Here is a 24601-nt window from a genome sequence, read left to right on the forward strand (position 1 = left end):
CGCCCACCCCCACCCAATCCCGTCCCCACCGCTCCCCTCTCCGCCCACCCCACCCCATCCCCTCCCCAGCCTTCCCCGCCACACAAGACACCCCGCCCGCCCCATGCCACCCTGGACCCCATGCCCGAAGGAGACACCGTCTGGCAGACCGCCCGGCGCCTGCACACCGCGCTCGCGGGCCACGTGCTCACCCGCTCCGACCTCCGGGTGCCGAAGTACGCCACGGCGGACCTCACCGGACGCACGGTCCTGGACGTCACCCCACGCGGGAAGCACCTGCTCACCCGTATCGAGGGCGGCCTGACCCTGCACTCGCATCTTCGGATGGACGGCTCCTGGAAGGTGTACGCCCCGGGCGAGCGCTGGAGCGGCGGCCCGGGCCACCAGATCCGGGTGATCCTCGGCACCGCCGACCGCACGGCCGTGGGCTACCGGCTCCCCGTACTGGACCTGCTCCGCACCACCGACGAGGCCCGAGCCGTCGGCCACCTCGGCCCCGACCTCCTGGGCCCGGACTGGGACCCCGACAAGGCCCTGGCGAACCTCCTGCGCGACCCCGCCCGCCCCCTCGGTGAGGCCCTCCTCGATCAGCGCAACCTCGCCGGCATCGGCAACATCTACAAGAGCGAGCTCTGCTTCCTGCTCCGCGCGACCCCCTGGCTCCCCATCGGCGACCTCCCCGCCGAGCACGCCGCCCGTCTGCCCGCCCTCGCCAGGAAGCTCCTCGAAGCCAACCGGGACCGCCCGGCCCGCAGCACCACGGGCCGCCGCGACCAGAACCTGTACGTGTACGGCCGCGCACCCCGCCCCTGTCTGCGCTGCCGCACCTCGATCCGCACCGCGAACCAGGGCGACGGCTCCCGGGAGCGCCCCACGTACTGGTGCCCGACCTGCCAGCCGGGCCCGTCCCCGCACTCCTGACCAGCCCACCGCGAACAACCCATCGCATACGAACCCACCACGCACGACCAATTGACGACCCGTCAGAAACCCTCGTACGGTCCCCTCATGCCCGTCACGGCGTACGACCTCACCGGACGCACCGCATTCGTCACCGGCGCGGCAAGCGGTATCGGCCGCGCCAGTGCCGTGCTGCTCGCGGAGGCGGGGGCCACCGTCCACTGCGCGGACCGCGACGCCCAGGGCCTGGACGAAACAGCGGCCCGCATCAAGGACACGGGCGGTACCGCACACTCGCACCCCCTCGACGTCACCGACCGCGCCCAGCTCAAGGACGCGGTCGCCGCCTGTGAGCGCCTGGACGTCATGGCCGCGGTCGCCGGGATCATGCACAGCAGTCCGGTCCTGGAGACCCGGGACGAGGACCTCGACCGCGTACTCGGCGTCAACTTCAAGGGTGTTCTGTACGCCTGCCAGGAGGCGGCCCTCGCGATGATCGCGTCAGGTACGCGCGGCAGCATCATCACGATGGCGTCCGGAGCCGTCGACACCGGCGGGCCGGGCCTGCTCTGCTACGGAGCGGCGAAGGCGGCCGTCGTCCAGCTTACGAAGACGCTGGCGACGGAGATGGGCCCGCACGGCATCCGCGTCAACGCGGTGGCGCCGGGCTGGATCCGTACGCCCATGACCGACCGCCACGACGGCGAGGCCCAGGCGCGGACCGAGGGGTTCATGGCCCGGATGTCACCACTGGGCCGGGTCGGCGAGCCGGAGGACATCGCCCACGCGGTCCTGCACCTCGCCTCCGACGCCTCGTCGTTCACAACGGGCCAGATCCTCCGCCCCAACGGAGGCGTGGCAATGCCCTGGTAGCGAGGCACTGACGCCTGCCCCTCCCTCACCCCGACACACGCCCGGCACCAACCGACGACACACACCCCCCTCCAGAGCCCCCCAGAAGCCGCCGCGGGGCCCGCCCAAACCCTCCCAAGCTTTCCGATGCCCTTCGGAAACGCGCGGCCTGCGCTGCGTGCGCGGCCTGCGCCTCAGGAAGGCCCCCCACGCCCCAGATGCGGCCCCCGCCTCCTCCGCCAAGCCTCCGAAACGCGCCGCGCCCACTGGTCCGACCCGGCCGCCCCCGCAGCACGCCCCTTCGGCACACAGTGCACCGGAAGCAGACTCAGACCCCACCCGCCGGCCGCGACCGCCCCCTCAAGCACGCCGGCGTCCGACGCGAACGCCAGCCGCGTCACGGCCCACCACCACAGCCCTCCAACGCCGAGGGCCAGCCCCCATCTGCCTATTCGCCCCATCCGCCCCGCCATGGCACCACCTCCAGCCGGACGCCCGACGCTAGACCGCCGAGTTCACCCATCGACAGGGCGCATCGACACGAACGGGGCGCCCGGCGCACACCACCGGCGCCCGCCCCACAACCGCACACCCAGACCCGAAGCCGAGGCCAACCTCAATCCCAAAACCACAGCCACAGCCACAGCCACAGCCACAGCCCACGAAACCCGGCAGAGCCACCCTCACCCGTTCTCCGCCTGGAACATCCAGTGATGCTTCTCAAGATCCGCGGTGATCCCGATGAAGATGTCCTGGCTCACCGGATCCGCCTCCCCCGTAGCCCTGACCCGCTCCCGCATCCGCTCGATGACGGCTGCGAGCGCGTCCACGAGTGCCCCCACCGCGTCGGTGTCCTTCACCCACCCGTCCGGCGTGACCCCGATACCGCTGCTGGTCGCGACGGTCGCGGCACGTCCATCCGGGGAGACCCCGAGCGTGGAGGCACGCTCGGCCACGGTGTCGGAGTGCAGCCGGGCGGTGTCCACGACCTCGTCGAGCTGGAGATGGACGGACCGGAAGCGCGGTCCGACCACGTTCCAGTGAATCTGCTTCGCCACGAGCGACAGATCCACCAGATCGACGAGCGCCCCCTGCAGCGCCTCGGACACGGTCTTCAGATCAGCATCGGTCAACGGGCTCTTCACGACGTACATGGACATCCTCCGGTCGACAACGCCCCCGGCTTCAGCCCCCGCTCCTCCACCATGGCCGCCCCGACCAGTACCGGCAAACGCTGACAAAACCCACTGCACCACCGAGTCACACCATCAAGCCTCACCTCACGCCACACCCCCGGCTTCGGCCTCCGCCCACGCAAAAGCCCCGACCGCCCCCCTCCAGGTCTCCCCGGAGAAGGCCCCGGCCGGGGCTCTCACACAGTTCTTCGCATCTCAGCTCGCGGGCGCGAGCCCGTGAGCGTCAGGCGGCGACGACGTCGACCGCCTCCGCAGGCGCCTTGATGGTCACCCGTTCCGGCGGCACACCGGTCACCGATACGGAATTGAGCCTCGGGCGCACCGGTGTGGGCACAGGCTCGGTGGCCGCTGCCGACCGGGCCAGCTCGGCGAGTGCGAGCTCGTCGCTCACTTCCCGCATGAGCTCGGACATCCGTACGTCCAGCGCGTCGCAGATCGCGGAGAGCAGTTCAGAGGAAGCCTCCTTCTGCCCCCGCTCCACCTCGGAAAGATAGCCGAGTGAAACTCGGGCGGACGAGGAGACTTCGCGCAGAGTACGGCCCTGGCGCTGGCGCTGCCGACGCAGCACGTCACCAAGCAGGCGACGGAGCAGAATCATCGGTGGCTCCCTCCTCGGACCGCGTAGCCGCATCCTTCTCGCCCCACCGTACCGCCTTGCGCCGCGGCCGTGCGGGGAGCGATGTCGTGTTCACTCAGGGCTGCAAACATCAAAACCCCCCGTTCTGTTCCGTATCCTGTGCCCGCTCATTCTCAGTGAGTTCGCCCACAAGCTGCTCCAGAAGCAGTGCGAGCACGCTCCGTACACTCTCCATACGGATTTCCGTCCGGGAGCCGTTCAACCGCAACGCCACCACTTTCCCGCCAAGAACGCCTTCGCCGGACGTGCCGTGCGGCCCGTCCACGGCAACGAAAACCGTGCCGACGGGCTGTCCGTCCTGGGGTTCGGGGCCGGCGACACCGGTCGTCGAGATGCCCCAGTCCGCGCCGAGCACCTTGCGGGCGCCGGCCGCCATCTGGGCCGCGACCTGCGGATCCACCGCTCCACGCTGATCCAGCAGAGTGGCGTCGACGCCGAGTACATCGCGCTTGAGATCGGTGGCGTACGCGGTCACCGAGCCGCGGAAGGCCTTGGATGCTCCGGGGACCGCCGCGAGATCCGCGGCCACCAGACCGCCGGTCAGCGACTCGGCGACAGCGAGCGTCTCACCCCTCACCGTGAGTAGTCGCAGCACTTCGGCGGCCGTGGAGGTCACGCTTCCGCCTCCTCGGCGGCGGCCTTCCGGTCGGCCAGTCCCTGGCGCCGCAGCACAATGGCCTGTCTCACATAGTCGAGCCCGGTGACGACGGTCAGGGCGACCGCCGCAGCCATCACCCAGAACCTCAGGGTCGCCAGTGGCCCCGTCAGCGCCAGGACGTACATCCCGACGGCCACTCCCTGCGTCAGCGTCTTTATCTTGCCGCCGCGGCTGGCGGGGATGACGCCGTAGCGGATCACCACGAAGCGCAGCAGGGTGATCCCGAGCTCACGCCCGAGGATCACGCCCGTCACCCACCACGGCAGATCGCCGAGCGAGGAGAGGCAGATGAGCGCCGCTCCCATGATCGCCTTGTCGGCGATCGGGTCGGCGATCTTCCCGAAGTCGGTGACGAGGTTGTACGTACGGGCCAGATGGCCGTCGAAGACGTCCGTGATCATGGCTACGGCGAAGGCCGCCCAGGCCCAGGCCCGCCACACGGGGTCGTATCCGCCGTCGGCCAGCATCAGCGCCACGAAGCCCGGCACGAGCACGAGCCGGAGCATGGTGAGGAGGTTGGCCACGTTCCACAGGCTGGCCTGGTTGACGGCCGCGGCGCTCAGCTTCGCGCCACGCGGTGTCTTCGAGCCCTGGGCGCCGGTGGCACCCGTACCGGAGGTTCCGGAGGTTCCCTTGCCGGAAGCGCTGGAGGCGCCGGCAGCACCACGCGTACCGGGCGCACCGGGGCCGCCCGCCGCGGGTGCCGGGACTCCGGTCATCTGGCCGCCTCCTCTGTACATGCGAGCGAACCCGGGAGCGGCTCGGCCACCAGGTCGACACCTTCCGTACCGACCACCTTCGCCTCGACCATACGGCCGACGGTGAGGCCTTCGCCGCTTGTGAAGAGCACCTGGCCGTCGGTCTCGGGCGCCTGATGGGCGGCGCGGCCGTACGCGGGCTCCTCCTCGCCGTCGGAACCGGCGGAGCCCAGGGACTCGACCAGCACCTGCAGGGTCTCCCCGACGCGCTCCTCCGCCCGCTGCGAGACCAGTTCCTCGGCGAGCCGGGACACGCGCGCGAGGCGCTCGGCGACGACGTCCTCGTCCAGCTTGTTCTCGTACGTCGCCGCTTCGGTGCCGTCCTCGTCGGAGTACCCGAAGACGCCGATGGCGTCCAGGCGCGCGCCGGTCAGGAATCGCTCCAGCTCCGCCAGGTCGTCCGCGGTCTCGCCCGGGAAGCCCACGATGAAGTTGGACCGCACACCGGCCTGCGGGGCCTTGGAGCGGATCGTGTCGAGCAGCTGCAGGAACTGGTCGGTGCTCCCGAAGCGCCGCATCGCGCGGAGCACCCCGGGGGCGGAGTGCTGGAAGGACAGGTCGAAGTAGGGCGCGATCTTCGGCGTCGAGGTCAGTACGTCGATGAGTCCGGGCCGCATCTCGGCGGGCTGGAGGTAGCTGACCCGCACCCGCTCGATCCCGTCGACGTCGGCGAGCTCGGGCAGCAGCGTCTCCAGGAGGCGGATGTCGCCGAGGTCCTTGCCGTACGAGGTGTTGTTCTCGGAGACCAGCATGACCTCCTTGACGCCCTGCTCGGCCAGCCAGCGCGTCTCGCCCAGGACGTCGGACGGCCGCCGCGAGATGAAGGAGCCGCGGAAGGACGGGATGGCGCAGAAGGAGCAGCGCCGGTCGCAGCCGGAGGCCAGCTTCACCGAGGCGACCGGTGAGCCGTCGAGCCGGCGGCGCAGGGGCGCGCGGGGGCCGGACTCCGGAGCGAGGCCTTCCGGAAGATCGACGGGAGCGTGCCCCGGAAGGGCGACCTCCGTGCCCGCGCTCTGCCGCTCGGCCGGGCTGATCGGCAGCAGCTTGCGCCGGTCGCGCGGGGTGTGGGCGGCGTGGATTCCGCCGTTCAGGATGGTCTGGAGGCGGTCGGAGATGTCGGCGTAGTCGTCGAAGCCGAGCACTCCGTCGGCCTCGGGCAGGGCCTCGGCGAGTTCCTTGCCGTACCGCTCGGCCATGCAGCCGACGGCGACCACGGCCTGCGTTCTTCCATGGCCCTTGAGGTCGTTGGCCTCCAGGAGGGCGTCGACGGAGTCCTTCTTGGCGGCCTCGACGAAGCCACAGGTGTTGACGACCGCGACGTCCGCGTTCTCGGCGTCCTCCACGAGGTGCCAGCCGTCCGCCTCCAAGCGGCCTGCGAGCTCCTCCGAGTCCACCTCGTTACGGGCGCAGCCAAGAGTGACGAGTGCGACGGTACGGCGTTCAGGCATGGGCTCAAGAGTACTTCGTCCCACTGACAGCCCACGTCGACGGGGTTGGCCGATCTTGGCCAACCCCGTACCCGCATGCCCCTTGAGGTCGCTTGTCCGACCTCGGGGTCGATCATCCGACCTCGGGGTCGCCCTTCGTGTAGGTGAGGCGCTCGACCCCACCGGGCTGGAACTCGTCCTCGATCTTCTTGCCGTTGACGTAGAGCTGGAGCGCTCCCGCGTCACCGAGGACGAGGTCGATCTTCTCCTTGTCCTGGAAGGTCTTGGAGTCGCCCTGCTTCAGGAAGCCGTCGAAGAGCAGCCGGCCGTTGTGGTCCTTGGCGGAGATCCAGCTGCGCCCGTCGGGGGCGGTCACCTGGACGGTCACCTTGTCCTGCGGCGCGGCCGCGATGGCGCTGTCCGACGGGTCGGGCTTGGGGTCGGCGGGCTTGGTCGGGGTCGGCTTGGTCTTGACGGGCTTGCTGGCGGTGGGCGTGGATCCCTCTGCGACCTGCGTCTTCGAGCCGTCCGAGTCGTCCTTGACCATCGTGAACCCGACGAAGCCGATCACCGCGACGATCGCGGCGACCATGGCAGCGGTCCAGTTGGGACCCCGGCGCTCCGGACGGATCCGCTCGGCCTCGAACATCGGTGCCGCGGGGGTCGGCGCGGGCCGCCCGCCGTGATCGTCGTCGTACTGGGCGAGCAGGGGCGCCGGATCGAGGTGGACGGCGCGCGCCAGCGTCTTGAGGTGACCGCGCGCGTACACGTCGCCGCCGCAGGGCGTGAAGTCGTCCTGTTCGATCGCGTGCACGATGGCGATGCGGACCCGGGTGGCGTTACTGACGTCGTCGACTGTCAGCCCCGCCGCGATGCGCGCCTGCTGCAGAGCACGGCCGATCGAAGGGCGATCACCCTTTTCGATGGGAGGCTCGTCCTGAGGGGAGTTGTCGTCAGGGGAGTTGCCGATGGACACGGGGGCGCCTTTCGAGCGTGTAGCCACCTGTGCTGGAGGTTCAGTCTAGGGGGGTTGCGAAAGGGTGGGGCAACCGGGCGGTGGGACTTTGTACGCCATCAGAACGGCCGGTCATCCTGATGGTGGGACACGTGCCTTTCCCTTCCCTCAACTTGACGTGCGACGAAGGGAAACGGTTGCTCACGGTTCCCTTACAGGTGAGTCACGTTCGAATCACCCACGTGGCCCTGACGTGCTCACCCACGTGGCCGCGGCCCATCCGCAAGAGGAAACGGACTTCCCCGTTTCTCTACGGATGAGCCTCCCCACGGATCACCGCGAGCACTCCGTCCAGCTCGTCAGGTTTCACAAGAACATCACGAGCCTTGGAACCCTCGCTCGGTCCGACGATGTTGCGGGACTCCATGAGGTCCATCAGCCGGCCGGCCTTCGCGAAGCCGACGCGCAGCTTGCGCTGGAGCATCGAGGTCGACCCGAACTGCGTGGAGACCACCAGTTCGGCGGCCTGGCACAGCAGGTCGAGGTCGTCGCCGATGTCCTCGTCGATCTCCTTCTTCTGCTTGGTGCCCACGGTGACGTCGTCCCGGAAGACCGGCGCCATCTGGTCCTTGCAGTGCTGGACGACGACGGCGACCTCGTCCTCGGTGACGAAGGCGCCCTGCATACGGGTCGGCTTGTTCGCCCCCATCGGCAGGAAGAGCCCGTCGCCCTTGCCGATCAGCTTCTCGGCGCCGGGCTGGTCGAGGATGACCCGGGAGTCCGCGAGCGACGACGTGGCGAATGCGAGCCGCGAGGGCACGTTCGCCTTGATCAGACCGGTGACGACGTCCACGGACGGCCGCTGCGTGGCAAGCACCAGGTGGATGCCGGCCGCACGCGCGAGCTGCGTGATGCGCACGATCGAGTCCTCGACGTCCCGTGGCGCGACCATCATCAGGTCGGCGAGCTCGTCGACGATCACCAGCAGATAGGGATAGGTCTTGAGCTCCCGCTCGCTGCCTTCCGGCGTCTTGAGCTTGCCGTCGCGGATGGCCTGGTTGAAGTCGTCGATGTGCCGGTAGCCGAAGGCCGCCAGGTCGTCGTACCGCAGATCCATCTCCCGTACGACCCACTGGAGAGCCTCCGCGGCCCGCTTCGGGTTGGTGATGATCGGCGTGATCAGGTGCGGGATGCCCTCGTACGCGGTCAGCTCGACGCGCTTGGGGTCGACGAGGACCATGCGCACGTCCTCAGGGGTCGCGCGGACCATGACGGACGTGATCAGGCAGTTAATGCATGAGGATTTACCGGAACCGGTCGCTCCGGCCACCAGGACGTGCGGCATCTTCGCGAGGTTGGCCATCACATAGCCGCCCTCGACGTCCTTGCCGAGCGCGACGAGCATCGGGTGGTCGTCCTCGGCGGCGTCCGCGAGGCGCAGCACATCGCCCAGGTTGACCATCTCGCGGTCGGTGTTGGGGATCTCGATGCCGACCGCGGACTTGCCGGGGATCGGGCTGATGATCCGCACGTCCGGGCTGGCGACGGCGTACGCGATGTTCTTGGCGAGCGCCGTGATCCGCTCGACCTTCACGGCCGGGCCGAGCTCGACCTCGTACCGCGTGACCGTGGGGCCGCGGGTGAAGCCGGTGACGGCGGCGTCGACCTTGAACTCCATGAAGACGTTCGTGAGCGAGGCGACCACCGCGTCGTTGGCGGCGCTGCGCGTCTTGCCCGGGCCGCCGCGCTCCAGGAGGTCGAGCGAGGGCAAGGAGTAGGTGATGTCCCCGGAGAGCTGCAGCTGCTCGGCGCGCGGAGGCAGGTCGCGCGGTGCCTCGGGGGCGGGCTTGGTCAGGTCGGCGACCTCGGCCTTGAGCATCTCCTGCTTGGGCTTGGCGCCCTTGGTCCCCTTGGCACGCGCGGCGGGCACCGGCGTCGGCTCCCCGCGCCGGCCCGTGTCCTGTCCGCCGGTGTCCTCACGGTCCCCGCGGTCCGCGCCGACGCCCTGCGTCAGATCGGCCACCAGCGCGCTGGGAGGCATCCCGTGCATCACGGCGCCGTCGAGCGCCGCGGCGGCGGCCGCGGCCACGTCCACGGCGTCCATGGGCCTGTCCAGCGCGGGCTGCTGCACGGCGGGCCGCCTGCGGCGGCTCCGGCGCGCGGAGAGCGCCTCCTGCTCGGCACTGTCCGGGTCGTACTCCTCGGGCGCCGCCCGGCGCCGCCGGGGGCTCGCGGGCAGCGCTTCGCGCCACTGGTCGTCGTAGCGCTCGTCGTCCTCGCCGAAACCGTCGTCGGTCTCACGAGGGTGTACGAGGCCGAGCCGGGCGCCCAGCATGCGCAGCCGCTGCGGAATGGCGTTGACCGGTGTCGCGGTGACCACCAGCAGCCCGAAGACCGTGAGCAGCGCAAGGAGCGGTACGGCGAGGACCTCGCCCATCGTGTACGTCAGCGGTGTCGCCGCACCCCAGCCGATGAGCCCGCCCGCGTCCCTTATCGCCTGCATGCCGTCGCTGCGCGCGGGCGCCCCGCAGGCGATGTGGACCTGGCCGAGCACCCCGATGGCGAGCGCGGACAGACCGATCACGATGCGGCCGTTGGCTTCGGGCTTCTCTGGGTGCCTGATGAGGCGTGCGGCGATGACCCCGAGCAGTATCGGCACGAGCAGGTCGAGGCGGCCGAAGGCACCGGTCACCAGCATCTCGACGAGATCGCCCACCGGACCACGGAGGTTGGACCAGGTCCCGGCGGCGACAATCAGCGCCAGCCCGAGCAGCAGCAGCGCGAGACCGTCCTTTCGATGCGCCGGGTCGAGCCCCTTCGCGCCCCGCCCTATGCCGCGGAACACGGCGCCGACGGCGTGCGCGACCCCCAGCCACAGGGCGCGCACCAGCCTGTACACGCCCCCGGTCGGATTGGGCGCCGGCTTCGGAGGCGCGGCTTTCTTGGCCGCGGCCTTCTTCGCGGGCGCCTTTTTCGCCGGAGCTTTCTTCGCAGGGGCCTTCTTCGCCGCAGCCTTCCTCGGAGCGGCCGCCTTCTTCGCGGGCGCCTTCTTGGCTGCGGACTGACGTGGGGCCATGAGTGTGAGGTTACCGGTGGAGACCACTGCGGACACGTGTGCCTACTGCTTCACCCGTTCGTGTCGCCCACACAGGGCACCGAACTGACGCCGCCTCAACAGGCGGGGCCCGTAAGAGGCGCGGGGCCGCACCATGTGCGGCTCCGCCGCGTGGGCGCGATCAGCGCCCGCCAACCCGCAAGCCACACACCGGCCTTGACGAACCCGGTGCGACTCAGTTCTGCGAGGGCAGCGAAGAAGCCGCCCCGCTCCCGGTCCCCGGTTCCAACGCGTCCAGCGCCCGCCGCAACCCCGTGAGTTTGCGTTCGAGATGGGCGGCGGTGGCCACCGCCGCCGCGTCCGCCGAATCGTCGTCGAGCTGTTTGGAGAGGGCCTCGGCCTGCTCCTCGACAGCCGCGAGCCTCGCGGAGAGTTCGGCGAGCAGCCCGGCAGGCTCCTTGGTGTCGCCGACCGCCGCCTTGCCGCCTCCGCCTTCGAGCTGGAGCCGCAGCAGCGCGGCCTGCTCCCGGAGTTGGCAGTTCTTCATGTAGAGCTCTACGAAGACCGAGACCTTCGCGCGCAGCACCCACGGGTCGAACGGCTTCGAGATGTAGTCCACCGCACCCGCCGCGTATCCCCGGAAGGTGTGGTGCGGGCCGTGGTTGATCGCCGTGAGGAAGATGATCGGGATGTCCCGGGTCCGTTCTCGCCTCTTGATGTGCGCGGCGGTTTCAAAACCGTCCATGCCCGGCATCTGGACGTCCAGCAGAATGACCGCGAAGTCGTCCGTGAGCAGTGCTTTGAGCGCTTCCTCCCCGGAAGATGCCCGTACCAGTGTCTGATCGAGCGCGGAGAGAATCGCCTCCAGCGCCAGCAGATTCTCCGGCCGGTCATCGACCAGGAGGATCTTGGCCTTCTGCACCATGGCCCGCCCTCCTCGTCCCGGCAGTGCACCGGGCGCCGCCCCAGGGGACGACTCCCTTGCGTCGCCCATCCTTGTGCCGGTCATGGTAGCCGCACCCCGCCTGTCGCCACACCCTGTCACCGCGATGTCACTGTGCACGTAGCAGAAACGTAGCGGGAGACCAGAAGGTTCCCCGAATCCCGGGTTTCTACACCGCCTCGGGCACACTCAGTCAACAGCCCGGCGAGCCCGGGCCAGAGCCCGGACACCCCTGGCCACCCGGCCGTTTCCGGCCTGCCGATCACTCCCGCCACTCTGTCACCCTGTCACTGTCCGCTCATCCACTGCTGCATCACCGCGAGCAGATGATCGGGATCGACCGGCTTCGTCACGTAGTCGGAAGCGCCCGACTCGATCGCCTTCTCCCGGTCGCCCTTCATCGCCTTGGCGGTGAGCGCGATGATCGGCAGCCCGGCGAACTGGGGCATCCGGCGGATCGCCGTCGTGGTCGCGTATCCGTCCATCTCGGGCATCATGATGTCCATCAGGACGACCGTCACATCGTCGTGCTGTTCCAGCACTTCGATGCCCTCACGGCCGTTCTCGGCGTACAGCACCGACAGCCCGTGCTGCTCCAGGACGCTGGTGAGCGCGAACACGTTGCGGATGTCGTCGTCGACGATCAGCACCTTCTCGCCCTCGAAGCGGATGACGGCGCGCGAGTGCACGGACGTCTCCTCGCCGCCGACGGTCCAGGAGTCCCGGGCCTGCGTCTGCGGCCCCGGAAGGGCGGGCCGCTGCTGGGCCGAGGGCATCGCCCTGCGACGCCGCCTGAAGAGCGCGGCGGCCCCGTTCTGGGTCTCCTGGTACGACTTGACCTCGGCGGGGGTGTCCACATGCTCCTCGTCCGAACCCGCCGGAAGCGCCCCGTTCTCCATGGGCGTACCGAGTTGCGGATAGCCCTGGGGGGGCAGTTCGCTCGGGTGCAGCGGCAAATACAGCGTGAAGGTCGAGCCGCGTCCCGGTTCGCTCTGCGCGTGGATCTCGCCGCCCAGCAGTCGCGCGATCTCCCGGGAGATGGACAACCCCAGTCCCGTACCGCCGTACTTGCGGCTCGTCGTGCCGTCCGCCTGCTTGAACGCCTCGAAGATCACCCGCATCTTGCTGGCCGCGATCCCGATACCCGTGTCCGCCACGGAGAACGCGATCAGATCGGCGTCCGCGTCCCGCAGCGAACCCGCCTCCAGGAGCTGTTCCCGGATGGCGACCGGCACCTCCGCACCCGCGGGCCGGATGACCAGTTCGACCGCTCCGGAGTCGGTGAACTTCACCGCGTTGGACAGCAGGTTGCGCAGCACCTGGAGGAGCCGCTGTTCGTCCGTGTGCAGCGTGGCCGGCAGCTCCGGCGACACCCGTACGGAGAAATCGAGGCCCTTCTCCGCCGTCAGCGGACGGAAAGTGGCCTCTACGTAGTCGACGAGTTGGACCAGCGCGATACGCGTCGGCGACACGTCCATCTTGCCCGCCTCGACCTTCGACAGGTCGAGGATGTCGTTGATCAGCTGGAGCAGGTCGGAGCCCGCGCCGTGGATCGTCTCGGCGAACTCGACCTGCTTCGGGGTGAGGTTGGAGTCCGCGTTGTCGGCGAGCAGCTTGGCGAGGATCAGCAGCGAGTTGAGCGGTGTACGCAGCTCGTGCGACATGTTGGCGAGGAACTCGCTCTTGTAGCGCATGGAGACCGCGAGTTGCTCGGCGCGCTCCTCCAGGACCTGCCGCGCCTCCTCGATCTCCGTGTTCTTGACCTCGATGTCGCGGTTCTGCTGGGCGAGCAGCTCGGCCTTCTCCTCCAGTTCGGCGTTGGACGCCTGGAGGGCCTTCTGCCGGTTCTCCAGCTCGGCCGACCGCTCCCGCAGTTGCTCGGTCAACTCCTGCGACTGCTTGAGTAGTACCTCGGTCTTCGTGTTGACCGCGATCGTGTTGACGCTCGTCGCGATCATCTCGGCGATCTGGCTGAGGAAGTCCTTCTGGATGTGCGTGAACGAGTGGAACGACGCCAGCTCGATCACACCGAGGACGGTCCCTTCGAAGAGCACCGGCAGCACGATGACATGCGCGGGAGGCGCCTCACCGAGCCCCGAGGCGATCTTCAGATACCCCGGCGGCACGTTCTCCACGAGAATCGTCCGCTTCTCCTTGGCCGCCGTCCCGATCAACGTCTCACCGGGCCTGAACGACGTCGGCATGGAGCCCATGGAGTACCCGTACGACCCGAGCATGCGCAGCTCGTACGAGTCGTCGTGCGCGGCACCCACGTCCTTGCCGTCGTCCAGCGGCATCGCCAGGAAGAACGCGCCGTGCTGCGCCGAGACCACCGGAGTCAGCTCGCTCATGATCAGCGAGGCTACGTCGGCGAGGTCTCGCCGGCCCTGCATCAGACCGGAGATCCGGGCGAGGTTGCCCTTCAGCCAGTCCTGCTCCTTGTTGGCGATGGTGGTGTCGCGCAGGTTGGCGATCATCTTGTTGATGTAGTCCTGAAGTTCCTGGATCTCGCCGGAGGCGTCCACGTCGATCTTCAGGTTGAGGTCGCCACGGGTCACCGCGGTCGCCACGCGCGCGATGGCACGCACCTGCCGGGTGAGGTTCCCGGCCATCTCGTTCACCGACTCGGTGAGGTCGCGCCAGGTGCCGTCGACGTCGCGTACGCGTGCCTGGCCGCCCAGTGCTCCCTCGGTGCCTACCTCACGGGCGACCCGGGTGACCTCCTCGGCGAACGACGACAGCTGGTCGACCATCGTGTTGATGGTGGTCTTCAGCTCCAGGATCTCGCCGCGCGCGTCGATGTCGATCTTCTTGGTCAGGTCGCCCTTGGCGATGGCCGTGGTGACCATCGCGATGTTGCGCACCTGGCCGGTCAGGTTGGACGCCATGCCGTTCACGGACTCGGTGAGGTCCTTCCACGTACCGGACACACCCGGTACGCGCGCCTGGCCGCCGAGGATGCCGTCCGTGCCCACCTCGCGGGCCACCTTGGTGACCTGGTCGGCGAACGAACTCAGCGTCTTCACCATGGTGTTGAACGTGTCGGCGAGCTGCGCGACCTCGCCGCGCGCCTCGATCGTCACCGTCCTGGTCAGGTCGCCGTTGGCAACGGCCGCGGCAACCTGGGAGATGTTCCGCACCTGCACGGTCAGGTTGTTGGCCATCAGGTTGACGTTGTCGGTGAGGTCCTTCCAGATGCCCGTGACGCCCGACGCGTGCGCCTGTCCGCCAAGGATGCCCTCGGTGCCCACCTCGCGGGCCACCCGGGTCACCTGCTCGGCGAACGACGACAGCTGGTCGACCATCGTGTTGACGGTGGTGACGAGTTCGAGGATCTCGCCCTTCGCGTCGACGGTGATCTTCTTCGACAGGTCGCCCTTGGCGACGGCGGTCGTGACCTCGGCGATGTTGCGCACCTGGATCGTCAGGTTGTTCGCCATGAAGTTCACGGACTGCGTGAGGTCCTTCCAGGTGCCGGAGACACCCTGCACCTCGGCCTGTCCGCCGAGGATGCCCTCCGTGCCCACCTCACGGGCGACCCGCGTGACCTGCTCGGCGAAGTTCGAGAGCTGGTCCACCATCGTGTTGAGGGTGTTCTTCAGCTCCAGGATCTCGCCGCGCGCGTCCACGTCGATCTTCTGCGACAGGTCACCGCGAGCCACCGCCGTCGCGACCTGCGCGATGTTGCGCACCTGGGCGGTGAGGTTGCCGGCCATGCCGTTCACGGAGTCGGTCAGGTCGCGCCAGACACCGGCGACGCCGGGCACCTGCGCCTGACCGCCCAGCCGGCCGTCCGTACCGACCTCACGGGCCACCCTGGTCACCTGCTCGGCGAAGGCGCTGAGCTGGTCGACCATCGTGTTGATGGTGTTCTTCAGCTCCAGGATCTCGCCGCGCGCGTCGACCTCGATCTTCTGCGACAGGTCACCCCGGGCCACCGCCGTCGTCACCTGGGCGATCTGCCGCACCTGGGACGTCAGGTTGCCCGCCATGAAGTTGACGGAGTCGGTGAGGTCCTTCCACGTGCCGGACACACCGTCCACACGCGCCTGACCGCCCAGCCGGCCCTCCGTGCCCACGTCACGCGCCATCCGCGTCACCTGGTCGGCGAAGGACGACAGCTGGTCCACCATCGTGTTCACGGTGTTCTTCAGCTGGAGCATCTCGCCGGAGACGTCCACGGTGACCTTCTGCGACAGGTCGCCGTTGGCCACCGCCGTCGTCACCTGCGCGATGTTCCTCACCTGTCCGGTGAGGTTCCGGAACGCCGTGTTGACGGAGTCCGTGAGGTCCTTCCACGTACCGGCCGCGCCCGGCACCGCCGCCTGGCCGCCCAGCTCACCCTCGACACCGATCTCCCGCGCCACGCGGGTCACCTCGGCACCGAAGCTCGACAGCTGGTCGACCATCGTGTTGACGGTGTTCTTCAGCTCCAGCATCTCGCCGGCGACCTCGACGCTGACCTTCTGCGACAGGTCACCGTTGGCCACCGCCGTCGTCACCGCGGCGATGTCCCGCACCTGAGTGGTGAGATTCCGGAAGACCGTGTTCACCGAATCGGTGAGGTCCTTCCACGTTCCCGCCGCACCCGGCACGTTCGCCTGCCCGCCGAGCCGCCCCTCGCCGCCGACCTCGTTGGCCACCCGGGTGACCTCGTCCGCGAACGTACGCAGCGTCTCGGTCATCTGGTTGATCGTCTCGGCGAGCTGCGCCACCTCGCCGCGTGCCGACACGGTGACCTTCTGCGACAGGTCGCCGTTGGCCACCGCCGTCGTCACCTGGGCAATCCCGCGCACCTGCGCGGTCAGATTGCCGGCCATAAGATTCACCGAATCGGTGAGGTCCTTCCACACTCCGGCCACACCCGGCACCTGTGCCTGGCCGCCGAGCTCGCCCTCGGTGCCCACCTCGCGCGCGACTCGCGTCACCTCGGAGGAGAAAGAGGACAGCTGGTCCACCATCGTGTTGACGGTGTTCTTGAGCTCCAGCATCTCGCCGGCCACGTGAACCGTGACCTTCCGGGACAAGTCACCCTTGGCCACCGCAGTGGTCACGAGCGCGATGTCCCGCACCTGAGCCGTCAGCCGGTACGCCATGGTGTTGACCGAGTCCGTGAGGTCCTTCCACGAACCGGACATCCCGCGCACCCGCGCCTGCCCGCCCAGCTTGCCCTCGGTGCCGACCTCGCTGGCCACGCGCGTGACCTCGTCGGTGAACGTGGACAGCTGGTCGACCAGGTTGTTGACCGTGCGCCCGACCTTCAGGAACTCCCCGCGCAGCGGATGCCCGTTCCCGTCCGCGGCCTGCGCACGCAGCTCCATACGCGGCGACAGATCGCCCTCCGCCACGGCGGACAGCACCCGTCCGACCTCGGAGACGGGCCGTACGAGGTCGTCGACCAGCGCGTTGGAGTTGTCGATCGCGGTGGCCCAGGAGCCCTCGCAAGCGCCCGACTCCAGCCGCTCCGTCAACTTCCCCTCACGGCCGACCATGCGCCGCACACGCGCCAGCTCGCCCGTCAGATGCAGATTCCGGTCGGCCACTTCATTGAAAACCGCCGCAATCTCGGACATCACGCCATCGCCCGAGACCGTGAGCCGCTTACGGAAGTTGCCGTCCCGCATCGACACCAGGGCCGCCAGCAGCCTGTTCAGGGCAGCCGTATCCACGTCGGTGGTGCCATTGCGTGGTTTGCGCTGGTTACTCAGGGACTGTCCGCCTTTCGCGCGCGTTTTAGTGCCCCGCGTCGCTGCGCCAGACTCCACTGTGTCCCTCCCGCAAGGGTCGACCATTTACTGCTCGGCGTACTCGGGTACTACTGCTCGGCGTACTGGAAGGCACTCTGCCTGCCCGGACCTTCCCTGGAAGCTTGCCCAGTGTTTCACCATGGCTGAACCAGGCCATAACAGTTCGGCAGCTTCGCACATGGTCCGCACACACGCTCCGGAGTGGAAACAGTGGTGACCGGCATCCGCATGGACGGCGAAGGTAAGTAACCTTGCATGCGGCTGTCCAGCCACGCCGGTCCTTCCGGCCTGGGCGGTGGCACGAGCACGAGCGGGCAGGCATCGGAGGGGCACCGCACCATGACCACCGAACTGCATCCTGGGGGACCGCCCCAGGATCCCCGGCCGACGGGGAACCAGCCCCTGCCACGGCAGGAGCGGGTCGGCCACGCAGCGCTGCCCTCCGACAACCGGACAAGGAGTTCTGTGATCACCGCGCGCGCGGCCGCCAGCTTCGATCCTGTCGGGCGGTCCGTCGCGACCGCTCGGTCCTTCGTCCGTGACACCCTCCAGGGTTGGGGCTTCGCCGACATCGTCGACGACGCCGTGGTCCTCACCAGCGAGCTTGTCACCAACGCCGTGGTGCACGCGGGCACGTCCGCCGACGTCCTGTGCCTGCGCAGCGACGAGGGCGTACGGATCGAGGTGGGGGACCGCTACCCGGAACGTGAGATTCCACTCCAGGCGACCGCCATCAACATGGGCAGCCCCGACCGCGAGGGAGGCCGCGGCCTCCAGCTCTGCGCCGCCCTGGCCGGCCGCTGGGGCGTCGAGTACACACCCACGCACAAGCAGGTCTGGTTCCAGCTGGAACTGCCGGAACGCTCGGTGGGCACCCGCACGGCCGGCCCCGCCCTCCCGGCCAACCTCCTCCCGCTCGCCGACGGCCGCGTACGCGTGGCGGTCATCCAGATCGACCGCACCGGCGCCATCAACGCCTGGAACGAGGACGCGGAAGAACTCTTCGGGTACGCGGCCGAACAGGTCATCGGCAAGCCCCTCACCGACCTCGCGGCCTGGCCGCACACACCCGGCACCAGCACCGGCATCGTCGAGGCGCTCCAACTCTCCCGCTGGGAGGGCAGCTACGGCCTGCGCGCGGCCAACGGCCGTGTGACGCCCGTCTACGCCTCGCATCTGCGCGTCCGGGACACCGGCGGCGAACCCTCGACGGTCTGCCTTCTCGTACGCGACCACGAACGCGCCGTCCTGCAGACCCCGTTGCGCGTCAACGCCTCGGACACGACCACCAGTTCGGAGGGCCAGGCGTCGGACCCCTTCGAGGTCTTCATCGGCTCACCGGCCCCCGACGACCTGGACGGCCTCCTCCAGCGCACGGTGGAGCGCGCCCGCGACATGCTCGACGGCGACTCCGCCTTCCTCCTCCTGGCGACCGACGACGAAACGGAGCTGGAGGTCCGCGCCTCCACCGGCCTCCCCTCCGCCCGCCAGCGCTTCGCCCGCGTCCCCGTGGAAGCGGGCCCGGGTCGCTACGGCTCGGCCCGAATGCCCGCGGTGCACGAGGACCTGACGGTCGTTCCGGGCGCCGTACCGCTGCTCAGCGGCACGGGCATGCGCTCGGTCGTCACAGTCCCCCTCAAGGTCGAGGGCCGCCTGACCGGTTCGCTCGGCGTCGCGGCGGAGGCCCAGGGCCGGTATTCGAACGAGGAGGCCCTGCGCCTCCAGTTCGCCGCCGACCGCATCGCGCTCGCCGTGGAGTCGGCACGCCTGGGCGAGTTGGAGCGCCTGCGCCGCGGTTCACTGTCCTTCCTCGTCGAGGCCTCGGACCTCCTCGCGGGCACGCTGGACCGCGACCAGACACTGGCCCTGATGGCCCAGATGACGGTCCCGACCCTGGCCACCTGGTGCGCCGTCTACACGATCGCCGACCAGGCATCGGATCCATATCTTTCGTACGTCCTGCACGAGGACGAGGAGCGCATCGACGGCCTCAAGGCCCTCCTGTCGAAGATCGCCCCTCCGGACCCCGTCCCGACCCCGGGCGCCCGCGTCTGGGGCGCTCCCGCGGAGGCCGCCCACCAGGCCGCCCTGCGCACCTCCATGCGCAGCCTCGGCCTCGGCGAGCCTGCCACGGTGAGCTCCGGCATCGGTACGACACTGCAGACGGCCGCCGCGGTCGGCGGTGAGACCGTCGTACTCCCCCTGGTGGCCCGCAACCGCGTCATCGGCATGCTGACGCTCGGCAAGCCGTCGGACGAACACTTCCGCCAGGAAATCCTGGAACTGGCCGAGGACTTGAGCCGCAGGGCCGCCCTGGCCCTCGACAACGCCCGCCTGTACTCGGAGCGCACGGCCATCAGCCAGTCCCTCCAGCGCAGCCTCCTGCCCCCGGAACTCCCCCAGATCGATGGCGTGGAGGTCGAGGTCATCTACCGCGCGGCGGGCGAGGGCAACGAAGTCGGCGGCGACTTCTACGACCTCTTCCCCATCCGTGACGGCGCCTACGGCTTCGCCATCGGAGACGTCTGCGGTACGGGTCCGGAGGCGGCCGCGGTCACAGGGCTCGCCCGCCACGCGCTGCGTCTGCTCGCCCGCGAGGGCTTCGGCGGCCCGGCGGTCCTTGAGCGCCTGAACTCCGCGATCCTCGACGAGGGTGCCCGCAGCCGCTTCCTGACGCTCCTGTACGGGGAGTTGTGGCCCCAGGAGGACGGCTCGGCGCTCCTCAAGGTCGTCTGCGCCGGCCACCCGCTCCCCCTGCGCCTCCGTCAGGACGGCACGGTCGAACCGGCCGCCGAACCTCAGCCGCTCCTCGGCGTGATGGAGGACCTGGAGCTCTACGAGCAGACGATCACGCTCGACCCGGGCGACGTCCTGCTGTGCGTGACGGACGGCGTCACCGAACGCCGCGAGGGCACACGCATGTTGGGCGACGACGGCCTCATCGACGTCCTCACCACCTGCACGGGCCTCACGGCCGGAGCCGTGGCCGCCCGCATCATGCGCGCGGTGGAACGCTTCGCGTCGGACGCCCCGTCGGACGACATGGCCATTCTCGCGATGCGCGTCCCGGGCCTTCAGAACGACTGAGCCCGGCCCCGGAGGAACCGGCCCCGGACACACGAAAGGCCCCCGCCCACAAGGGCGGAGGCCTTTTTGTCTGAGCCCCCCAACGGAATCGAACCGTTGACCTTCTCCTTACCATGGAGACGCTCTGCCGACTGAGCTAGGGGGGCCAGTTACCTTTCGAGGTCTCCCTCGCGGCAACGAAATAGATCATACCCCGAACGGCGGCGTGCTCCCAACCCTGTTCGACGCCTAGAAAGCGGGCTGCAGGAGCCCACCGAGCGCATTGCACGCGGACACCATCCGCTGCATCTGCCGCTTCGACAACGACGCGTCGACAGGCAGAGCCAGCGTCTCGTCGGCGGCCCGCTCGGTCTCCGGCAGACAGACGTCCCGCCTGAACACAGGCATCCGGTGCACGGGCGTCTTCACCGGCACCCGGCACTCGACTCCCTTGGCCCGTACGGCACGCGCGAAGGCGTCCCGGTCCGGCCGCCCGTTCCCCGGCACCCGCACGACGTACTGCTGGTACGTGTGTCCGATGCCGCGCACCGGCGTCCGCACGCCCCTCAACCGCCCGTCGAGGTACGCCGCATGCGCCCTGCGCTCCTCGATCTCGTCGTACGGCGCCTCGGACTCGCCCTGCTCCAGCACGAGCAGCCCGTGCCGCTGCCCGACGTCCCGGAGCCGCGTGATGTCCGCGGGCCGGCCGAAGCGGTGTACGGCGACGACAGCGACCGTCCGCGGACCGACGGCCGCGTTCACCTCGGCGGCGTCCAGGCAGTACGTGGCCGGGTCTATGTCGGCGAAGACCGGCATCGCACCGGCCTGGATCACGGCCTCGGCGACCTCGACGTTGCCGAACGCCGGCACGATGACCTCGTCACCGATTCCCACGCCCGCGGCCCGGAGCATTGCAGCAGTACCCATGTGCCGGATGTTGGTCGCGCAACGTGAACTCCAAGTGACGCACAACAAAAAAGAGCTGGTCCCTGAACCGAAGTTCAGGGACCAGCTCTATTAATAATAGTTCGGCGGTGTCCTACTCTCCCACAGGGTCCCCCCTGCAGTACCATCGGCGCTGTAAGGCTTAGCTTCCGGGTTCGGAATGTAACCGGGCGTTTCCCTCACGCTATGACCACCGAAACACTATGAAATTCTGAACCGGTGCCTCAACCCCCCTGTGGCCCAGGAGGGGAGACGTGTCGTTCGTTATTTCAGAACTGACACAGTGGACGCGAGCAACTGAGGACAAGCCCTCGGCCTATTAGTACCAGTCAGCTTCACCCCTTACAGGGCTTCCACATCCGGCCTATCAACCCAGTCGTCTACTGGGAGCCTTAACCAATCTAGTTGGTGGGAATACTCATCTCGAAGCAGGCTTCCCGCTTAGATGCTTTCAGCGGTTATCCCTCCCGAACGTAGCCAACCAGCCATGCCCTTGGCAGGACAACTGGCACACCAGAGGTTCGTCCGTCCCGGTCCTCTCGTACTAGGGACAGCCCTTCTCAATATTCCTACGCGCACAGCGGATAGGGACCGAACTGTCTCACGACGTTCTAAACCCAGCTCGCGTACCGCTTTAATGGGCGAACAGCCCAACCCTTGGGACCGACTCCAGCCCCAGGATGCGACGAGCCGACATCGAGGTGCCAAACCATCCCGTCGATATGGACTCTTGGGGAAGATCAGCCTGTTATCCCCGGGGTACCTTTTATCCGTTGAGCGACGGCGCTTCCACAAGCCACCGCCGGATCACTAGTCCCGACTTTCGTCCCTGCTCGACCCGTCGGTCTCACAGTCAAGCTCCCTTGTGCACTTACACTCAACACCTGATTGCCAACCAGGCTGAGGGAACCTTTGGGCGCCTCCGTTACTCTTTAGGAGGCAACCGCCCCAGTTAAACTACCCATCAGACACTGTCCCTGATCCGGATCACGGACCCAGGTTAGACATCCAGCACGACCAGACTGGTATTTCAACGACGACTCCACCATGGCTGGCGCCATGACTTCACAGTCTCCCAGCTATCCTACACAAGCCGAACCGAACACCAATATCAAACTGTAGTAAAGGTCCCGGGGTCTTTCCGTCCTGCTGCGCGAAACGAGCATCTTTACTCGTAGTGCAATTTCACCGGGCCTATGGTTGAGACAGTCGAGAAGTCGTTACGCCATTCGTGCAGGTCGGAACTTACCCGACAAGGAATTTCGCTACCTTAGGATGGTTATAGTTACCACCGCCGTTTACTGGCGCTTAAGTTCTCAGCTTCGCACACCCGAAAGTGCACTAACCGGTCCCCTTAACGTTCCAGCACCGGGCAGGCGTCAGTCCGTATACATCGCCTTACGGCTTCGCACGGACCTGTGTTTTTAGTAAACAGTCGCTTCTCGCTGGTCTCTGCGGCCACCCCCAGCTCACGGAGTAAATCCGATCACCAGTGATGGCCCCCCTTCTCCCGAAGTTACGGGGCATTTTGCCGAGTTCCTTAACCATAGTTCACCCGAACGCCTCGGTATTCTCTACCTGACCACCTGAGTCGGTTTAGGGTACGGGCCGCCATGAAACTCGCTAGAGGCTTTTCTCGACAGCATAGGATCATCCACTTCACCACAATCGGCTCGGCATCAGGTCTCAGCCTTGATGAGTAGCGGATTTACCTACCACTCGGCCTACACCCTTACCCCGGGACAACCACCGCCCGGGCTGGACTACCTTCCTGCGTCACCCCATCACTCACCTACTACAGGTCTGGTCCGTCGGCTCCACCACTCCCCTTTGCCCGAAGGCTCCAGGGCGGCTTCACGGACTTAGCATCGCCTGGTTCAATGTTTGACGCTTCACAGCGGGTACCGGAATATCAACCGGTTATCCATCGACTACGCCTGTCGGCCTCGCCTTAGGTCCCGACTTACCCTGGGCAGATCAGCTTGACCCAGGAACCCTTAGTCAATCGGCGCACACGTTTCTCACGTGTGTATCGCTACTCATGCCTGCATTCTCACTCGTGAACCGTCCACCACTAGCTTCCGCTGCGGCTTCACCCGGCACACGACGCTCCCCTACCCATCCCAGCGGGCGTTGGCCCTATATGCTGAAATGACACGACTTCGGCGGTACGCTTGAGCCCCGCTACATTGTCGGCGCGGAATCACTAGACCAGTGAGCTATTACGCACTCTTTCAAGGGTGGCTGCTTCTAAGCCAACCTCCTGGTTGTCTCTGCGACTCCACATCCTTTCCCACTTAGCGTACGCTTAGGGGCCTTAGTCGATGCTCTGGGCTGTTTCCCTCTCGACCATGGAGCTTATCCCCCACAGTCTCACTGCCGTGCTCTCACTTACCGGCATTCGGAGTTTGGCTAAGGTCAGTAACCCGGTAGGGCCCATCGCCTATCCAGTGCTCTACCTCCGGCAAGAAACACACGACGCTGCACCTAAATGCATTTCGGGGAGAACCAGCTATCACGGAGTTTGATTGGCCTTTCACCCCTAACCACAGGTCATCCCCCAGGTTTTCAACCCTGGTGGGTTCGGTCCTCCACGACCTCTTACAGCCGCTTCAACCTGCCCATGGCTAGATCACTCCGCTTCGGGTCTTGAGCGCGCTACTATACCGCCCTGTTCGGACTCGCTTTCGCTACGGCTTCCCCACACGGGTTAACCTCGCAACACACCGCAAACTCGCAGGCTCATTCTTCAAAAGGCACGCAGTCACGACCCACCAAGTAAACTTGATGAGCGACGCTCCCACGGCTTGTAGGCACACGGTTTCAGGTACTATTTCACTCCGCTCCCGCGGTACTTTTCACCATTCCCTCACGGTACTATCCGCTATCGGTCACCAGGGAATATTTAGGCTTAGCGGGTGGTCCCGCCAGATTCACACGGGATTTCTCGGGCCCCGTGCTACTTGGGTGTCTCTCAAACGAGCCGTTGATGTTTCGACTACGGGGGTCTTACCCTCTACGCCGGACCTTTCGCATGTCCTTCGCCTACACCAACGGTTTCTGACTCGTCTCACAGCCGGCAGACTGTGAAAGAGAGATCCCACAACCCCGTACACGCAACCCCTGCCGGGTCTCACACGTATACGGTTTGGCCTCATCCGGTTTCGCTCGCCACTACTCCCGGAATCACGGTTGTTTTCTCTTCCTGCGGGTACTGAGATGTTTCACTTCCCCGCGTTCCCTCCACACACCCTATGTGTTCAGATGTGGGTGACAGCCCATGACGACTGCCGGGTTTCCCCATTCGGAAACCCCCGGATCAAAGCCTGGTTGACGGCTCCCCGGGGACTATCGTGGCCTCCCACGTCCTTCATCGGTTCCTGGTACCAAGGCATCCACCGTGCGCCCTTAAAAACTTGGCCACAGATGCTCGCGTCCACTGTGCAGTTCTCAAACAACGAC

The 24601-nt window shown here is 67.5% G+C and carries 13 protein-coding genes, 1 tRNA gene and 2 rRNA genes; 3 read left to right on the plus strand and 13 right to left on the minus strand.

Annotated elements, in window-relative coordinates; genetic code table 11:
* Positions 1–120 precede the first annotated feature (120 nt).
* Together JEQ17_RS13680 and JEQ17_RS13685 are read left to right on the plus strand one after the other, a co-directional pair.
* On the plus strand, positions 121–921 hold the full coding sequence (locus JEQ17_RS13680; RefSeq protein ID WP_200395528.1) for an Fpg/Nei family DNA glycosylase: 801 nt from the start codon (positions 121–123) through the stop codon (positions 919–921).
* Between the two features lie 87 nt (positions 922–1008).
* Entirely contained in the window at positions 1009–1773 is a 765-nt protein-coding gene (locus JEQ17_RS13685) for an SDR family NAD(P)-dependent oxidoreductase (protein WP_200395529.1), read from the plus strand.
* A 662-nt stretch (positions 1774–2435) separates the two neighbouring features.
* On the opposite strand, the gene JEQ17_RS13690 is transcribed toward JEQ17_RS13685, so the two are convergent.
* The 9 genes from JEQ17_RS13690 to JEQ17_RS13730 all read right to left on the minus strand — a co-directional run bounded on the left by JEQ17_RS13690 (position 2436) and on the right by JEQ17_RS13730 (position 17146).
* A complete protein-coding gene (locus JEQ17_RS13690; protein WP_200395530.1) occupies positions 2436–2906 on the minus strand; it encodes a Dps family protein in 471 nt (156 codons plus the stop codon).
* 265 nt (positions 2907–3171) lie between these two features.
* Entirely contained in the window at positions 3172–3546 is a 375-nt protein-coding gene (locus tag JEQ17_RS13695) for a helix-turn-helix domain-containing protein (protein ID WP_055509692.1), read from the minus strand.
* Between the two features lie 109 nt (positions 3547–3655).
* Positions 3656–4201: a CinA family protein gene (locus tag JEQ17_RS13700; RefSeq protein WP_200395531.1), complete on the minus strand. Its 546-nt coding sequence runs from the start codon at positions 4199–4201 to the stop codon at positions 3656–3658.
* Positions 4198–4962, minus strand: a complete 765-nt coding sequence (pgsA, locus tag JEQ17_RS13705) for a CDP-diacylglycerol--glycerol-3-phosphate 3-phosphatidyltransferase (RefSeq protein ID WP_200395532.1) — start codon at positions 4960–4962, stop codon at positions 4198–4200. The genes JEQ17_RS13700 and pgsA overlap by 4 nt, the downstream gene beginning before the upstream one ends.
* A complete protein-coding gene (rimO, locus tag JEQ17_RS13710) occupies positions 4959–6449 on the minus strand; it encodes a 30S ribosomal protein S12 methylthiotransferase RimO (protein ID WP_200395533.1) in 1491 nt (496 codons plus the stop codon). Before rimO ends, pgsA begins: the two co-directional genes overlap by 4 nt.
* 112 nt (positions 6450–6561) lie before the next feature.
* Positions 6562–7404: a helix-turn-helix domain-containing protein gene (locus JEQ17_RS13715; protein ID WP_055614895.1), complete on the minus strand. Its 843-nt coding sequence runs from the start codon at positions 7402–7404 to the stop codon at positions 6562–6564.
* Positions 7405–7693: 289 nt separating this feature from the next.
* Positions 7694–10459 (minus strand): DNA translocase FtsK, encoded by a 2766-nt coding sequence (locus tag JEQ17_RS13720; protein WP_200395534.1) that lies wholly within the window; start codon positions 10457–10459, stop codon positions 7694–7696.
* Between the two features lie 214 nt (positions 10460–10673).
* Positions 10674–11363 carry a response regulator gene (locus tag JEQ17_RS13725; RefSeq protein ID WP_200395535.1) on the minus strand — a complete coding sequence of 230 codons (690 nt, stop codon included), beginning with the start codon at positions 11361–11363 and terminating at the stop codon, positions 10674–10676.
* Positions 11364–11668: 305 nt separating this feature from the next.
* Positions 11669–17146: a HAMP domain-containing protein gene (locus tag JEQ17_RS13730; protein ID WP_200395536.1), complete on the minus strand. Its 5478-nt coding sequence runs from the start codon at positions 17144–17146 to the stop codon at positions 11669–11671.
* Between the two features lie 321 nt (positions 17147–17467).
* Here JEQ17_RS13730 and JEQ17_RS13735 point away from each other — a divergent pair, with 321 nt between their 5' ends.
* Entirely contained in the window at positions 17468–20215 is a 2748-nt protein-coding gene (locus tag JEQ17_RS13735) for a SpoIIE family protein phosphatase (RefSeq protein ID WP_200395537.1), read from the plus strand.
* Positions 20216–20288: 73 nt separating this feature from the next.
* On the opposite strand, the gene JEQ17_RS13740 is transcribed toward JEQ17_RS13735, so the two are convergent.
* From JEQ17_RS13740 to JEQ17_RS13755, 4 genes are all read right to left on the minus strand, one after another.
* Positions 20289–20361: transfer RNA gene (locus JEQ17_RS13740), tRNA-Thr, on the minus strand.
* A gap of 82 nt (positions 20362–20443) precedes the next feature.
* Complete coding sequence (locus JEQ17_RS13745; RefSeq protein WP_200401476.1) at positions 20444–21106, minus strand: DegT/DnrJ/EryC1/StrS family aminotransferase; 663 nt, start codon at positions 21104–21106, stop codon at positions 20444–20446.
* Between the two features lie 114 nt (positions 21107–21220).
* Positions 21221–21337: ribosomal RNA gene (gene rrf, locus JEQ17_RS13750) — 5S ribosomal RNA — on the minus strand.
* Between the two features lie 101 nt (positions 21338–21438).
* Positions 21439–24561: ribosomal RNA gene (locus JEQ17_RS13755) — 23S ribosomal RNA — on the minus strand.
* Between the last annotated feature and the right edge of the window lie 40 nt (positions 24562–24601).

The organism is Streptomyces liliifuscus, assembly GCF_016598615.1.
Taxonomy (GTDB): domain Bacteria; phylum Actinomycetota; class Actinomycetes; order Streptomycetales; family Streptomycetaceae; genus Streptomyces; species Streptomyces liliifuscus.

Excerpts from the sequence above, each read along its gene's own strand:
- JEQ17_RS13745 (WP_200401476.1), bottom strand. The coding sequence starts at position 21,106 with ATGCTCCGGGCCGCGGGCGTGGGAATCGGTGACGAGGTCATCGTGCCG.
- JEQ17_RS13695 (WP_055509692.1), bottom strand. The coding sequence starts at position 3,546 with ATGATTCTGCTCCGTCGCCTGCTTGGTGACGTGCTGCGTCGGCAGCGC.
- JEQ17_RS13685 (WP_200395529.1), top strand. The coding sequence starts at position 1,009 with ATGCCCGTCACGGCGTACGACCTCACCGGACGCACCGCATTCGTCACC.
- JEQ17_RS13725 (WP_200395535.1), bottom strand. The coding sequence starts at position 11,363 with ATGGTGCAGAAGGCCAAGATCCTCCTGGTCGATGACCGGCCGGAGAAT.
- JEQ17_RS13735 (WP_200395537.1), top strand. The coding sequence starts at position 17,468 with ATGACCACCGAACTGCATCCTGGGGGACCGCCCCAGGATCCCCGGCCG.
- JEQ17_RS13690 (WP_200395530.1), bottom strand. The coding sequence starts at position 2,906 with ATGTACGTCGTGAAGAGCCCGTTGACCGATGCTGATCTGAAGACCGTG.
- JEQ17_RS13680 (WP_200395528.1), top strand. The coding sequence starts at position 121 with ATGCCCGAAGGAGACACCGTCTGGCAGACCGCCCGGCGCCTGCACACC.
- pgsA (WP_200395532.1), bottom strand. The coding sequence starts at position 4,962 with ATGACCGGAGTCCCGGCACCCGCGGCGGGCGGCCCCGGTGCGCCCGGT.
- JEQ17_RS13720 (WP_200395534.1), bottom strand. The coding sequence starts at position 10,459 with ATGGCCCCACGTCAGTCCGCAGCCAAGAAGGCGCCCGCGAAGAAGGCG.
- rimO (WP_200395533.1), bottom strand. The coding sequence starts at position 6,449 with ATGCCTGAACGCCGTACCGTCGCACTCGTCACTCTTGGCTGCGCCCGT.